The following is a 13,626-nucleotide window of genomic DNA, read 5'->3' on the forward strand; positions in this document are numbered from 1 at the left end:
CAGACCGCTTTTCCACACCGTTGCCAGCCGGTCTGTGTGCATGATCGCGATTGTAGCAAAGGGCCCGGAAAATAAGCGAAGTATTTACGCAGCGCTACTAGAATGGCGATGAAACATGACCATTCCAGTGAGAACAACGCATCATATGCGCGCGAGCATACAGAAAATCCAGCTGACAGGCACGATCATCATCGCCGTAAGCTCAATCCTGCTGGCAACCCTTGCCGCGCTGCCCAGCGTCTACAATTATATACGTTATCGCACCAATGCCGCGCAGCTCACCCGCTTTGAAACCGCTCTCCAGTCCGCATGGCTGGTATCGGCAGAGCGAGGCCCCGCCAATAATCTGATGGGCGCATCCGTGCCGGATGAGGGGCTGATCGAAGGGCTTGCGACCGCGCGCAAGGCAACGGACGACAAGCTGTCGGAGCTGGAGAAATCCTTCACCGAAGATATCAGAACGCAGCCCGAACTGGCGAAGTCACTTGCTGAAACCCGCCAGGCTCTCAAACAATCGCGAGAACTGGTCGATCAGGTCGCCGCGCTCTCCCCTGACATACGCAACCACGGCGCGATGTCCAACGCGATTTCATCGATGTTCAGGGCGGCGGACAGCGTCAACCTGCTGCGCGGCAGGGCCGCACGCGCCATCATCAAGGCAACGCCCGACGTGGCGATCGACATCGCACTGACGGGTACGGCGGGCGTGATGCGGGACCGGATCGGTCGCCTCGGCTCTTATGTCATCATGAGTCTCAAGGCGAACAGGCAGGAAAAGCTCCGTTATCGCGCCAAGTTCGACACCGAGATGCAGAGCCTGCTGTCGCTGAAAGCATCGCTGACCAATTATACCGCCGCCTATCTGTCGACGCCGCGACTGGACGCGGCATTGCGCGATCTTGAAACCCAATATTTCAGTCAGGCTTTGCTTTACGCGCAGAATACGATCGTGATGGCCGTGCCATCCGCCCAGCCAAGCGCTCTTGAATTCTCCAGAAACTATATTGCAGGCATGCGGTCGTCCGACACGTTGCGCGACCTCATTCTGTCCGAAACGCGCGCGCGGATCGAAAGGAAAAAGCACGAGGCCCTGATCTACGGCGGAACGTCGCTCTTTCTCGCCGGCATTGCTGTGCTGGTGCTGTTGCGGCTGACATCGGTTTACAAAACCGCGCTGTTCCGGCCGATGCAATCCGTTCAGGCGCAGATCGCCGCCATCGCCGGCGGTGATCTTTCCGAGGGCAATCATGAGGACAGGGTTGCTCCGGAAGTGAAGAAGATGTTCGAGGAACTGGATTTCCTGCGCGAACAGCTTCGCCAGAAGGGCGAAATGGAAAACCAGCAGCGTGCGCTGGCCGAACAGTTGCGCACCCTTTCCGAAACCGATGCGCTGACGGGCGTTTTTAACCGCCGCGCACTCGAAAAGGCGGTTCGCTCCATATTGACGGGCGAGGAGCAATGTCAGTCGCTCGGCGTGATGATTGTCGATATCGACCATTTCAAATCGATCAACGACCGTTACGGCCATGCCATGGGTGACATCGCGCTTCAGAAGACCGCGAGCCTGTTGCGCAGCGCCTTGCGCAATGATGATATTCTCGCCCGATATGGCGGCGAGGAATTCGTCGTCGTGTTGCAGAATGTCAGCCACGCCACGGCGACGGCGACGGCCGACCGTCTTCGCCGCCTGATCGAATCCCAGACCATCGACGCGCAAAGCGGCCTGTCACTGACGGCAAGTTTCGGCGTGGTCTGGCAGGAAGCACGCGCGATCAACAGTTGGGACGAGTTGATCGCCATCGCCGACGACCGGCTTTACGAAGCCAAGCGCGCGGGCCGCAACCGGGTCTGGGCAACCTATTTTCCAAAGGTCGCGAACGGCTAGGAGCATCGCCTAGATCAAATCCAGCGTCATGACCACGGGGCAATGATCGGAAGCCTTCGGGCGATCCCAGCCGGTGCGGGGATAACGTTCGACCTCTTGTCCCGGCGGGAATATCGTCCGGAAAGGCTGTCCATTGCGAATGATGTCGGGAACATGGGTGGCGTTCGTTTCCGCCAGGCGTGGCGACAGCCAGATATAGTCGAGCTGGCACAGATGCTGTTCCTGCGGCCCGCGTGAATGGTAGAGCGTCCAGCGATCCATGACGTCACGGCGCGTCATCGGATTGACCACGAAACCATCGGCGGTGAAGATATCGAGCGCGCTGCGCTCCTCCTCGACGGGCTCGAAGCTGTAGCCGCTGCGCCTGTCGCCGGAAATCGCGACACGCTCTTGATAATCATTCATATCGCCGCAGATCGCGAAATTCTTGTTGCGGGTATTGCCCACACCCCAGCGGTTTTCGATGATGCGGCGAACGGCCATGGCCTCCGCCTCGCGGATCGGCATGGTGGCGATCCGCGCGTCCACTGCGTCGCGGGCATTGGTCATGGATTTGAAATGCGTGACGTAGAGCGTCAGCGGTTTGCCGCCGATCCGGAGGTCAATTTCCAGGCAATCCCGTTTGAAAATCTTGTCATCGATCTGGTTGGTCGCGGCGAGCGCAGGATTGAAGAGATCGAGATTGCGATAGGTGAGCGCGGCATGGCTCTTGATGTCGACCACCTCGATCTTGTCACCGTCGCGCGTCTCTTCGCGCATGACGACGGCCACATCGATGCCGCGGCCGTCATTGCCCTCAACCAGATATTTCTGCAGGTAGCCATTGCCGACCATACGATAGAGATAACCATATTCGAAGGCCTGCAACGCGGCCATGTTGTCCACTTCCTGCAGACAGAGAATATCCGCATCCGCATCCGCAATGGCGAGCGCCGAAAGCTGGCGCGTATCGTCGGTGGAAGCCACCATCCGCGCGCTTTCCAGCGCCTGATAGGTCGCCTCATCCCTGATATCGAAGAGCTGGATCGCCCTGTCGCGCCGCGTCTGGTTGCGAAAACCGGTGAAATCGAAACGGGTGAGGAGATTTTCGATGTTGAAAGTGGCAAGCCGAAGCGACATGTTTCATTCCTATTGCTGGACGGAAAGCTTAGCCGCTCCCGTTCGACCTCGCCAGTGATTTGGGGCATGGCGCGCTGTACCGGATTAGCCAAAGCGCGACGTCGGTTTTGGTGAGCCGCGTGCCGATGCTCCCCCACGTCATTCCTGTGCTTGTCACAGGAATCCAGTCGACGCGCGTCTGCGCGGCGGGGAGGACTCTTTTCAGCACAAGGACTTGGGCTGGCTGGATCCCTGTGACAAGCACAGGGATGAGGAAGGCATCCTTTTTAGTTAAAGCCGCCAGCCCACACGAATGGCAACCGGAAGGCTATCACCGACAGCAACCGCCTCGCGCGAATAGGCCCGGAGCGCCTGCCCATCCGGCAGATCGAGACGAAGGGCATACCGCTCCCCCTCGTAGAGAACCGAGGTGACGGTGCAATCGATACCCTCGGCATCCCGCAACACATCCTGCGGCCGCACGAGAATATCCGCCAGCGGTAATTGCGCGCCGCTCTCCATCGCGGCCCGAAGCCCGGCCCAGTCGAGATCGCGCGATGCTCCGTCCGGCACCGGCAGGCGGAGGATAGCACCCTGCCCCACCAGCGAGCCGACGAGCCTGCCTTCAGGCCGCGCATAAAGCTCCGCCGGCGGCGCAATCTGCAGCAGCTTGCCCTGCGACATGACGGCGACATCGGTCGCCAGCGCCATGGCTTCCGCCTGATCATGGGTGACATAGATCATCGTCGCGCCGGAACGGATGTGAAACTCGCGGAATGTCTCCTCCATCTCCTGCCGCAGATGCCGGTCGAGATTGGCGAGCGGCTCATCGAGCAGCACCACGTCAGGCTCGGTAACGAGGCAACGGGCGAGCGCCACACGCTGCCGCTGGCCGCCGGACAATTCGGCGGGACGGCGCTCCGCAAAACTCTCGAGGCGGACAGCGGCCAGCGCCTGGCGCACCTTCTCACGATATTTCTCGCCCGAAATACCACGCACCTTCAGGGGATAACCGGCATTGTCGGCAACCGACATATGCGGCCACAGCGCATAGGACTGGAACACCATCGCCATATTGCGACGCTCCGGCGGTACCATGCTGCCGGCATCGGCCAGCACCCGCTCGCCGAGCAGGATGGAACCGTCGGTCGGTTGTTCGAAACCGGCGATCATGCGCAGCACGGTCGTCTTGCCGCAGCCGGAAGGCCCGAGCAGCGCCAGGAAGCCGCCGTCACGCACCGTCAGCGACACATCGTCCACGGCGGGCTTGGCGCCTGCCCCAAAGTTTTTCGACAGGCGGTTGAGGATCAGTTTCGCCAAGGGACGACTCCTTTCGGCAGATAGCGCCCCAGAATTTCCAGCAGAGCCATGAGGAAAATCACCATGATGACGACAAGCACCGAAAGTGCCGAGGCAAGATCGAAGCTGCCGCTGTCATCGAGATTGTAAATGAGCACGCCGAGCGTCTGGGTACCGGCCGACCACAGCAGCGCCGAAACCGTCAGCTCATTGCAGGCGATCAGGAAAACAAGGATGACCGATGCCCCCGCCGCAGGCCCGACCAGCGGCAGGATGATATCCTTCAGCCGCCGCCAGAAACCGGCGCCGGAGAGCCTTGCTGCCTCTTCCAGCGACGGATCGAATTGCAGGAAGGCGCTGACCATGGGTTTCAGGCTGACGGCGAAGAAGGAGGAGAAATAGGCGAGCAGAATGATCCAGATCGTGCCGTAGAGCGTGATGCCGACAAGCGGGATGGGAGCGGCGAAAAGCAGCACGAAGGAGACGGAAATCACCACCCCCGGCAACGCATAGGGAATATCCACCAGCGCCGAAAGCAGGAACATGAAACGGCTTTTGCCGCGCACCAGGAAATAAGCCGTCAGCACCGTCACCGCAAGGAGACATAAGGATGTCGCCGTCGCCAGAAACAGCGAATTGCGGAACGCCGTGCGGGTCACGCTCTGCCGATAGAGCAACTCCTCATAGGCATGCAGCGTCGCCGTCTTGAGGCTGAGCGGCACGCCATAGGCGGGCGCAAGCGAGCTTGCCACCAACGCCGTCAGCGGCGCCACCAGCATGAAGAACAGCACAAGCCACAGGGCAAGCTCCGCTGGCACCCGCCACAGCCCAAGCCGGAATGTCGCCGCCTTGCCGGAAAGACCGATGATGCGATAGTCCCTGCCCTTCATCGCCCGTTCCTGAAGCGCAAGCCCGGCGACGGAGATGATGGCGATCATGGTGGAGAGAATGGCGATATCGCCGAATGTGCTGGTGCCGAAACTGGCAAAACGGCTGTAAATCAAGGTCGGCAAAGTGAAGATCGAGGCGGGGATGCCAAGGATCGCCGGAATGCCGAAATTGCCGACATTGGAGACGAAGGAGATCGCCGCCCCGGCGATCAATCCCGGCGTCGACAGCGGCAGGATAATATCGAACAGCACCCGGTGCGGCGAAGCGCCGGAGAGCTTGGCAGCCTCGATGCCGTCCTGCGGCAAAGCCAGCAGACCGGCGCGCAGCGACAGATAGACGAGCGGCGCATGCTGCACACCGAGCAGAAGCGCGATGCCCGTAACCGAATAAAGCGGCTGCGGCGAACCCAGTGCCGGCGCAAGGCCGATGGCCTTCAACAGCGTGCTCGACGGGCCGGTCATGCCGATCCACGACAGCGCCGTCACCTGCGGCGGGATCATCATCGGCAGCATGAACAGGAAACTTAAGATCGACTTGCCGCGGATGTCGCAGAGCGTCAGCGCAAGCGCAAAGGCGCCGCCGATGGCGAGCGAAATCAGCATGCCGAAAACCGAGGTGGAGAGCGTATTCAGCGACGCGCCCCAAAGAGCGGGATCGGCCAGAAGCCGCCATATATCACCATTCAGCGACGAGATAACGCCGGTATAGGCGAGCCGCCCGAGCGGCAGGGCGCTCAGCGCGAAAACGACACTCACTACAAAAGGAAACAGCCAGCGCGGCTGGCTGCTTCCATAGGCATTGGAACGGGTCATTCCGCTATATCAGCCCTTGGAGCCGAAAATGTCGGAGAAAGTCTTCAGGTCCTGTTCGGAGTTCTTCAGCGCGTCAGCGGCGTTGAGCGGCAGAACCTTGATCTTGTCGCGAGCCGGAAAGCCTTCCGGCATGCCGGCATCGGCGCGCACCGGGATATAGCCGAGCTTGACGAAGCCCTGCTGGCCCTTTTCGGACAGCACGTAATCAACGAATTTCTTGGCCGCTTCTTCGTGCTTGGTGCCCTTGATGATCGCGACCGGCTCGGTGACAGCCGAAACGCCCTCTTCCGGGAAGACGAACTCGACCGGCGCGCCCTTGGCCTTTTCGCGGATCGGCATGTAATCGACCACCACGCCATAGGCCTTTTCGCCTGACGCAACGGACTTCAGAACCGCGCCATTGCCGCCGCCGGCGATGGCTTCATTGGCCTTAAGCTGCTTGTAATAATCCCAGCCGAGACCGTTTGCGGCGGCAAGCGTCTGCGCATGGATCAGCGCTGCACCCGAGGTAAGCGGGCTCGGCATGGTGACGAGACCCTTGGCTTCCGCCTTGGCCAGATCCTTCCAGCTCGTCGGTTTCATCGCGGCGGCGGTGTTGTACATGATGCCGGTCGTAATAAGCTTGGTGGAATAATAGAAGCCGTCCGCATCATACAGCGAAGCATCGATATTCTTGGCTTCGGGAGACTTGTGGGCCAGAAGCTGGCCGGCCTGCTTCATGCGCTCCAGCGTCACGGTGTCGGCGATCAGAAGCACGTCGGCAACCGGATTGCCGGCATTGATCTCGGCCATCAGCTTGGCCATGATCTTCGGCGTTCCGTCACGCACCCATTCGACGTCGAGACCGGGGTTGGCAGCCTTGAAACCATCAACGGTCGCCTGCGCGTCCTCGTTGGGCTGGCTGGTGTAGAGCACCAGATCGGCGGCATTGGCGGCGGTGGCGATGAAGCCGAGCGATACGATGGCGGTGAAAGCGGAAAGCAGCGTTTTCATGGGTCCAGTCCCTGTTGTTTCGTGGGACCGCTAAAACATGATTGCATAACATGTATGTGACAGGCAGGATTTTTGGGGTGTGATCTCTTGGGGCCGTCAGGATTGAGAGTAACATTGCCCCTCAACACTCGCGGTTTACCCCCCTCTGCCCTGCCGGGCATCTCCCCCTCAAGGGGGGAGATCGATCTGTGGCTAGGCCTCGCCCATCTCGACGCTTGAGAGGGGAGTAACGGTAGAGCGTCTTGCTGATCTCCCCCCTTGAGGGGGAGATGCCCGGCAGGGCAGAGGGGGGTAAGCCACACCCTCCACCTTTCAAGGCCTCATCGCCAGCCCCCTCAAATCACCGGAACCGCCTCACCCGTCTCCGCCTGAGCCGTCGCGATCAACCGCCCGAGCCGCTTCATGCCTTCCTCGATCATCGCCTCATTGGCGCAGGAGAAGCTGATGCGAAGCGTGTTCGTGCCGGAGCCATCCGCAAAGAAGGCGCGACCGGGAACGAAGGCGACCTTTTCCGTGGCAATGGATTTGGCCAGCAGCGCCGCGCCATCCATCCCTTCCGGTAACGTCACCCAGATGAACATGCCGCCTTCCGGCTTCGTCCAGCTGGTGGTCTTCGGCATGTACTTCTCGAGTGCTGCCAGCATCGCATCACGTCGTGCGCTGTAAGCAGCCTTGATCTTGGCCACCTGCTTGTCGAAGCCGCGCGAGGCGACGCGTTCGATGGCGATCTGGTTGATGGTCGAGGAATGCAGGTCGGCGGCCTGCTTCATCAGCACCAGCTTGCGGATGACAGGCGCGGAAGCGACGATGTAACCGACGCGAAGGCCAGGTGCGAGCGTCTTCGAAAAGCTGCCGCAATAGATGGTGCGGGTGTTCTCGATGCCGCCAGAGCGGGCGATATCAAGCGCCATGATCGGCGGAACAGCTTCACCATCGTAACGCAGCGACTGATAGGCGGCGTCTTCGATGACGGCGATATCCAACTCGTCAGCCAGTGCCAGAACCTTTTCGCGGCCCGCGAGATCGACGGTTTCGCCGGTCGGATTGGAGAAATCGGCCGAGAGATAGGCGAATTTCACCGCGCCGCCGAGCTTGGCCGCCGTTTCGCGGTAAGCCTCAGGCGTACGGTTACCGCCGGGGTTCAGCTGGTCGTAATTAGGCTCATAGGCGTTGAAGGCGGAAAGCGCGCCGAGATAGGTCGGCCAGGTCACCAGCGCCGTATCCTTCGGCGACAGGAACAACTTGCCGAGATAATCGAGACCCTGCTGCGAACCGGAAACGATAAAGACGTTGTCGGCGGTGCATTCGATGCCGATCTTGTCCATCTCGCCCGCCAGCCACTCGCGCAGCGGCTTGTAACCCTCGCTTACCGAATATTGCAGCGCCGAGTTGACCTGCGAACCGGAAAAAATTTCCGCGTAAGCCTGCTGAAACTCCTCTGCGGGGAAAAGGGCCGGGTCCGGAATGCCGCCGGCAAAGGAGATGATATCAGGCTGTTCGAGCAGCTTCAGCAGCTCACGGATTTCAGACGCTTTCATGCGCGAAGAGCGCGTGGCGAAAATTTGTTCCCAATCAAGCATGGGTACGTTTCCTCTTGTGTCGTTTTTATGCGTGCATCTTTACAGAAATGTCGATATGTCAGCAATACTGACTTATCAGTTTTTCGAATTATTTCTGCCTCCCTGCACATTGCCCGCAACCGACCTGCATCGACGCCCAGATTTGCGGACAAAGCCAAATACACCCTTGCGCAAAGCTTCACAATCACACCTTTGCGATTGACGCGGCATGGTTTTCCGGTTGGATTGCGCGCGCGCCGCAACCCGGCGAGAGCATCATGGGAGTTTAACGACATGCTGAAAAATATCGACCCGGCGCTGAACGCCGATGTTCTGCACGCGCTGCGCGCCATGGGCCATGGCGATACGCTGGTGATCTCGGACACTAATTTCCCTTCCGATTCGGTGGCCCGCCAGACCACCGTCGGCAAGGTGCTGCATATCGACAACGTCTCGGCCGCCCGCGCCATGAAGGCTATCCTGTCCGTTCTACCGCTCGACACGCCGCTGCAGCCCTCGGTCGGCCGCATGGAAGTGATGGGCGCGCCCGATCAGCTGGAACCGGTACAGGCCGAAGTGCAGAAGGAAATCGACGCGGCGGAAGGAAAACCCGCCCCCATGTACGGAATCGAACGTTTTGCCTTCTACGAAAAAGCCAAGCAGGCCTATTGCGTCATTACCACTGGCGAGACCCGGTTCTACGGCTGCTTCCTGCTGACGAAGGGTGTCATCCCGCCGGCAAAATAAGCCGGAGGCAGGAAATTTCGCTAGCCGCCGACCTTCATGACAATTTCAAGTTGTTGTGGCAAAAACTTCCACTAGGCTTGAAAACCCAACCGGAGGTGTGCGGATCATGACCCAATATGTCCTGGCGTTCTGGAATGTCGAAAACCTGTTTGCGCCGGAGGGTTATCCGGCGCGCGAGCCGTGGATTGCCGAGCGGCTGAAGAACGATCTGAAAGGCTGGACCGAGGATCTGTTCAAGACCAAGGTCAAACAGCTCGGCATCATCATCCGGCAGATCGGCGGTGCCGGGCCAGATCTGCTCGGCGTCTGCGAGGTCGAGAACCGTTTCGTCCTAGAGACGCTGGCAGAACATCTGAACGATCTCATGCCTGAGCGCGCCTATCGCGTCGTGCACGCAGATTCCAGCAAAGACCAGCGCGGCATCGACACCGCCTTCATCTATGACAGCAAAAAGCTGCTGATCAACGAAAACGAGATTTTCAGCCATTTCGTGATGCGCCGCACCGGCACGCGCGACATTACCCAATGCACCTTCATCACCAAGGGCGGACGCCAGCTCATTGCGCTTTCCAATCACTGGCCGTCGCGCTCGGGTGGCGCGGTCGAAAGCGCCGGTTTTCGAATGACCGCCGGCGAAACGCTCGGCTACTGGCACCAGCGTATTCGCGAGGAAAAAGGAAACGACATCGCCGTTATCGCTTTCGGCGACTTCAACGACGACCCGTCCGATGCCTCGCTGCGCTATCACGCCAATTCCACCCGCGAGCGCGACGATGTCGAAAATTCGCAATCGGCCATGTTCTACAATCTTGCCTGGAATTATTTGCGCCAGCCCGTGGTGGATTCAGTCGGCACGGCAAGGACGATCTATGGCACGCTCTATTTCAATGGCGACGCCAATATCTTCGACCAGATCCTCGTTTCCCGATCACTTCTGAGCGGCAGCAGCGGCTTCAGCGTGCGTGAGGAAACCGCGAAAGTCGAAGCCATCGCCGCCATGGTCAGCCATAGCAAGAACGAGGGGCCTATCCGCTTCGGCCTGTCGAAGGGCGATGCGGTCAAAAACGTCAATCTCGGCGGATTTTCCGATCACTTTCCCGCTTCCGTTATCGTCGAGGAAGACGACGCCATCATGTGAGAGCACATCGAAAACAAAAGGCCGGAGCTTTCGCCCCGGCCTCCAAAGTTTCCACCAAGCGATGGAGCTTAGTTGACGGCCTTGTCCACCAGCTTGTTCTTGCCGATCCAGGGCATCATGCCGCGCAGCTTTGCGCCGACTTCTTCGATCTGGTGAACGTCGTTCATGCGGCGGATACCCTTGAAGCGGGCCGCACCCGAGCGGTATTCCTGCATCCAGTCCGAGGTGAACTTGCCGGTCTGGATGTCGTGCAGGACGCGCTTCATTTCAGCCTTGGTTTCAGCGGTGATGATGCGCGGACCGGTGACGTATTCGCCCCACTCGGCCGTGTTGGAGATCGAGTAGTTCATGTTGGCGATGCCGCCTTCATAGATCAGGTCGACGATCAGCTTCACTTCGTGCAGGCACTCGAAATAGGCCATTTCCGGTGCGTAACCGGCTTCGACCAGGGTTTCGAAACCGGCGCGGATGAGCTCTACGAGACCGCCGCACAGAACGACCTGTTCGCCAAAGAGGTCGGTTTCGCACTCTTCCTTGAAGTTGGTTTCGATGATGCCCGAACGGCCACCGCCAACGCCGCAGGCGTAGGAGAGCGCGAGTTCAAGCGCGTTGCCGGAAGCGTTCTGATGAACGGCAACGAGGCAGGGAACGCCGCCGCCCTTCTGGTATTCGCCGCGAACCGTGTGGCCGGGGCCCTTCGGTGCGATCATGACGACGTCGAGCGATGCCTTCGGCTCGATGAGGCCAAAGTGAACGTTAAGGCCGTGTGCGAAAGCAATCGCCGCACCGTCACGGATGTTGCCGGCAATGTCGGCCTTGTAGATGTCGGCCTGCAATTCGTCAGGCGTCGCCATCATCAGGAGGTCGCCCCACTTGGCGGCTTCGGCGACGGTCATGACCTTGAAGCCGTCGGCTTCGGCCTTCTTGACGGTCGGCGAACCGGCCTTCAGAGCGATGACGACGTTCTTGGCGCCGGAATCCTTGAGGTTCAGCGCATGTGCACGGCCCTGGGAGCCGTAACCGACGATGACGACATTCTTGGACTTGATGAGATTGAGATCGGCATCACGATCATAATAAACGCGCATTTGATGGTCCTTCCCTAATGCTTGTCTCTCAGTTGTCTGAACCGGAACCTCAGGCGAGTTTGCCGCTGAGTTCCGAATGTACCTTTTCCGTCCCGTAAAGCGTCAGAAAGGCGACGACCGCCTTTTTTGCCCGGGCGGAAAAATCCTTGTCCGGCGCCTCGCCCAGAAGCATGCGCACATGCAGATCCGAGACGATGAGGCCGTAAAAACTGCGATATGCCTCCTCGGCATCATCAAAACGCAGATAGCCGGAACGGCGACCCGCTTCGATCAGTCCACGCGCCCGCCGGTCGATCTGGCGACGGCCGCGTTCGAGCAGCAGATCGCCGAGCTTGGAGCCGTCACGGCTCGCCTGGCCAACGGCGAGGCGGTTCAGCGCCAGCGACACGTCGCCCGCCAGAACGTCGAGCAGATCATGCGCGAATACCTCGAGGTGATCGGCAAGCTGCGGCGCGGAGACGCGGTCGCCCGCCTTCTCGAAGGTACGAACCTTGCTCTGCTGGAAGGTGATCATCGCTGCCAGCAGGCCATCGCGATCGCCGAACCACTTGTAGAGGCTTTCCTTGGAACAGTTGGCCGCACGCGCCAGCCCGGATGTGGTGAGCGCTTTCTCGCCGCCCTCGACCAATAGACGCAATGCCTGGTCCAGAACGGCGTTCTGGCGCGGCGAAAATTCCTGCGCTGTGATCGGGTCGGAAGCCAAGTCTTTTCATCTCCAGGGGCTCAATTAATGTACCGTACGGTACGGTTCGAGCGCCATTTAAGCGGAGGCTGCGTTGGGGTCAAGCGGATTCTTCAGGGGAGGACGAGAATTGACGCGGTGCGGCGGAGTGTGAAAGGGAGCTTGCGGGGAACTTCAGGGGGTTATACGTTGGCTAGCAAATAGACGGCGCGTGGAGCTTTACCCCCTCTGCCCTGCCGGGCATCTCCCCCTCAAGGGGGGAGATCGGCAAGGGTCCCTTTTGTCGCTTCATTCCCAAGCTTCGAGATGGGCGAGACCTTGCCGCAGATCGATCTCCCCCCTTGAGGGGGAGATGCCCGGCAGGGCAGAGGGGGGGTAACGCCGCGCTCCGTAGGCAATGGAAAACCTTCCCAAAGAACCAATCTACCCGGCCGCGCTGATCTCCCGCGATGCATCAATATCCCGCGACGGCGACAATCCGTAGAAACGGCTATATTCACGACTGAACTGCGAAGGGCTCTGGTAGCCGACGCGATGGCCGGCGGTGCCGGCATCCAGCCGCTCCAGCAGCATCAGCCGCCGCGCCTCATGCAGGCGAAGCTGCTTCTGATACTGAACCGGCGTCATGGCCGTGATCGTCTTGAAGTGATGGTGGAAGGACGAGACGCTCATGCCGACCTGTTCGGCCAGTTCTTCGATCCGTAACTGTCGCGCGAAATTCTCGCGCAGCCAGGCGATGGCGCGGGCGATGCGATTGCCATGGCTGCCGGACGCGATGACGTTCATCAGCTGCCCGCCGGCCGGTCCGGTCAGGATGCGATAAAGTATCTCCTGTTCGATCAGCGGCGCCATGGCGGCGATGTCGGCCGGACGATCAAGCAAACGCAGGAGCCGTATGGCGGCATCGAGAAGCTCGGGTGTTGCCCTGTTGACGACGATGCCGCGCTGCGCATTCGTCGGCTCCACCGCAGGATCGATCGGTACACGCCGCATGAGATCGACCAGCTTCTCACTATCGACGGCAAGCGAGATGCAGAAATGCGGCACTTCCCTGCTCGCCTCCACCACGCGCCATGCAACGGGCAGATCAAGCGAGGTCAGAAGATAATCCCCCGCGCCGTAGTTGATGGTGTCCGTTCCGAGTTGAACGCTTTTCGACCCCTGGATCACCATGGCGAGACAGGGACGATAGCTGCCGTGGCAGGGAGCGCTCGGCGTCGTGCGCCGGCTGATGCCCAGCGATTCTATCGCCGTGCGCACCTCGCCGTCCTCCGTGACGTGCCGCGCGGCGATGGAGGCGATCTCCCGATAGACATTGAACGGCAAAGACATGGGAAAATCCCTTAACTGAAGGAAGAGATATATTGGATGTTGCTTATCTAGAAAGCCACCCGACATCCGCAAAGAGCACACGGGGCATTTTTTGCAGGATCG

The 13,626-nt window shown here is 60.0% G+C and carries 11 protein-coding genes; 3 read left to right on the top strand and 8 right to left on the bottom strand.

Translation table 11 applies throughout. From position 1 onward, the window contains the following. Positions 1–145: 145 nt before the first annotated feature. Positions 146–1,885 (top strand): GGDEF domain-containing protein, encoded by a 1,740-nt coding sequence (locus O9X91_RS04260; RefSeq protein ID WP_142911825.1) that lies wholly within the window; start codon positions 146–148, stop codon positions 1,883–1,885. Between the two features lie 9 nt (positions 1,886–1,894). On the opposite strand, the gene O9X91_RS04265 is transcribed toward O9X91_RS04260, so the two are convergent. The 5 genes from O9X91_RS04265 to O9X91_RS04285 all read right to left on the bottom strand — a co-directional run bounded on the left by O9X91_RS04265 (position 1,895) and on the right by O9X91_RS04285 (position 8,558). Further along, on the bottom strand, positions 1,895–3,004 hold the full coding sequence (locus O9X91_RS04265; RefSeq protein ID WP_142911576.1) for an endonuclease/exonuclease/phosphatase family protein: 1,110 nt from the start codon (positions 3,002–3,004) through the stop codon (positions 1,895–1,897). A gap of 270 nt (positions 3,005–3,274) precedes the next feature. Further along, a complete protein-coding gene (locus O9X91_RS04270) occupies positions 3,275–4,303 on the bottom strand; it encodes an ABC transporter ATP-binding protein (RefSeq protein WP_269833431.1) in 1,029 nt (342 codons plus the stop codon). Next, positions 4,291–5,985 carry an ABC transporter permease gene (locus O9X91_RS04275; RefSeq protein WP_269833430.1) on the bottom strand — a complete coding sequence of 565 codons (1,695 nt, stop codon included), beginning with the start codon at positions 5,983–5,985 and terminating at the stop codon, positions 4,291–4,293. Before O9X91_RS04275 ends, O9X91_RS04270 begins: the two co-directional genes overlap by 13 nt. 9 nt (positions 5,986–5,994) lie before the next feature. Continuing rightward, positions 5,995–6,978 carry an ABC transporter substrate-binding protein gene (locus O9X91_RS04280; RefSeq protein ID WP_077981738.1) on the bottom strand — a complete coding sequence of 328 codons (984 nt, stop codon included), beginning with the start codon at positions 6,976–6,978 and terminating at the stop codon, positions 5,995–5,997. A gap of 335 nt (positions 6,979–7,313) precedes the next feature. Further along, positions 7,314–8,558 carry an aminotransferase-like domain-containing protein gene (locus O9X91_RS04285; RefSeq protein WP_142911580.1) on the bottom strand — a complete coding sequence of 415 codons (1,245 nt, stop codon included), beginning with the start codon at positions 8,556–8,558 and terminating at the stop codon, positions 7,314–7,316. A gap of 273 nt (positions 8,559–8,831) precedes the next feature. Here O9X91_RS04285 and O9X91_RS04290 point away from each other — a divergent pair, with 273 nt between their 5' ends. Then, positions 8,832–9,284 (top strand): RbsD/FucU family protein, encoded by a 453-nt coding sequence (locus tag O9X91_RS04290; RefSeq protein ID WP_077981780.1) that lies wholly within the window; start codon positions 8,832–8,834, stop codon positions 9,282–9,284. A gap of 106 nt (positions 9,285–9,390) precedes the next feature. Beyond that, the gene (locus tag O9X91_RS04295) at positions 9,391–10,422 is read left to right on the top strand and encodes an endonuclease/exonuclease/phosphatase family protein (protein ID WP_269833429.1); all 1,032 of its coding nucleotides are present in this window, start codon (positions 9,391–9,393) and stop codon (positions 10,420–10,422) included. 68 nt (positions 10,423–10,490) lie between these two features. On the opposite strand, the gene ilvC is transcribed toward O9X91_RS04295, so the two are convergent. From ilvC to O9X91_RS04310, 3 genes are all read right to left on the bottom strand, one after another. Beyond that, the gene (ilvC, locus tag O9X91_RS04300) at positions 10,491–11,510 is read right to left on the bottom strand and encodes a ketol-acid reductoisomerase (protein ID WP_077981734.1); all 1,020 of its coding nucleotides are present in this window, start codon (positions 11,508–11,510) and stop codon (positions 10,491–10,493) included. 49 nt (positions 11,511–11,559) lie between these two features. Then, the gene (locus tag O9X91_RS04305; protein WP_077981733.1) at positions 11,560–12,213 is read right to left on the bottom strand and encodes a TetR/AcrR family transcriptional regulator; all 654 of its coding nucleotides are present in this window, start codon (positions 12,211–12,213) and stop codon (positions 11,560–11,562) included. 402 nt (positions 12,214–12,615) lie between these two features. Further along, positions 12,616–13,524 carry an AraC family transcriptional regulator gene (locus O9X91_RS04310; protein WP_077981732.1) on the bottom strand — a complete coding sequence of 303 codons (909 nt, stop codon included), beginning with the start codon at positions 13,522–13,524 and terminating at the stop codon, positions 12,616–12,618. Positions 13,525–13,626 lie beyond the last annotated feature (102 nt).

This window comes from Agrobacterium salinitolerans (assembly GCF_027498475.1).
GTDB lineage: Bacteria > Pseudomonadota > Alphaproteobacteria > Rhizobiales > Rhizobiaceae > Agrobacterium > Agrobacterium salinitolerans.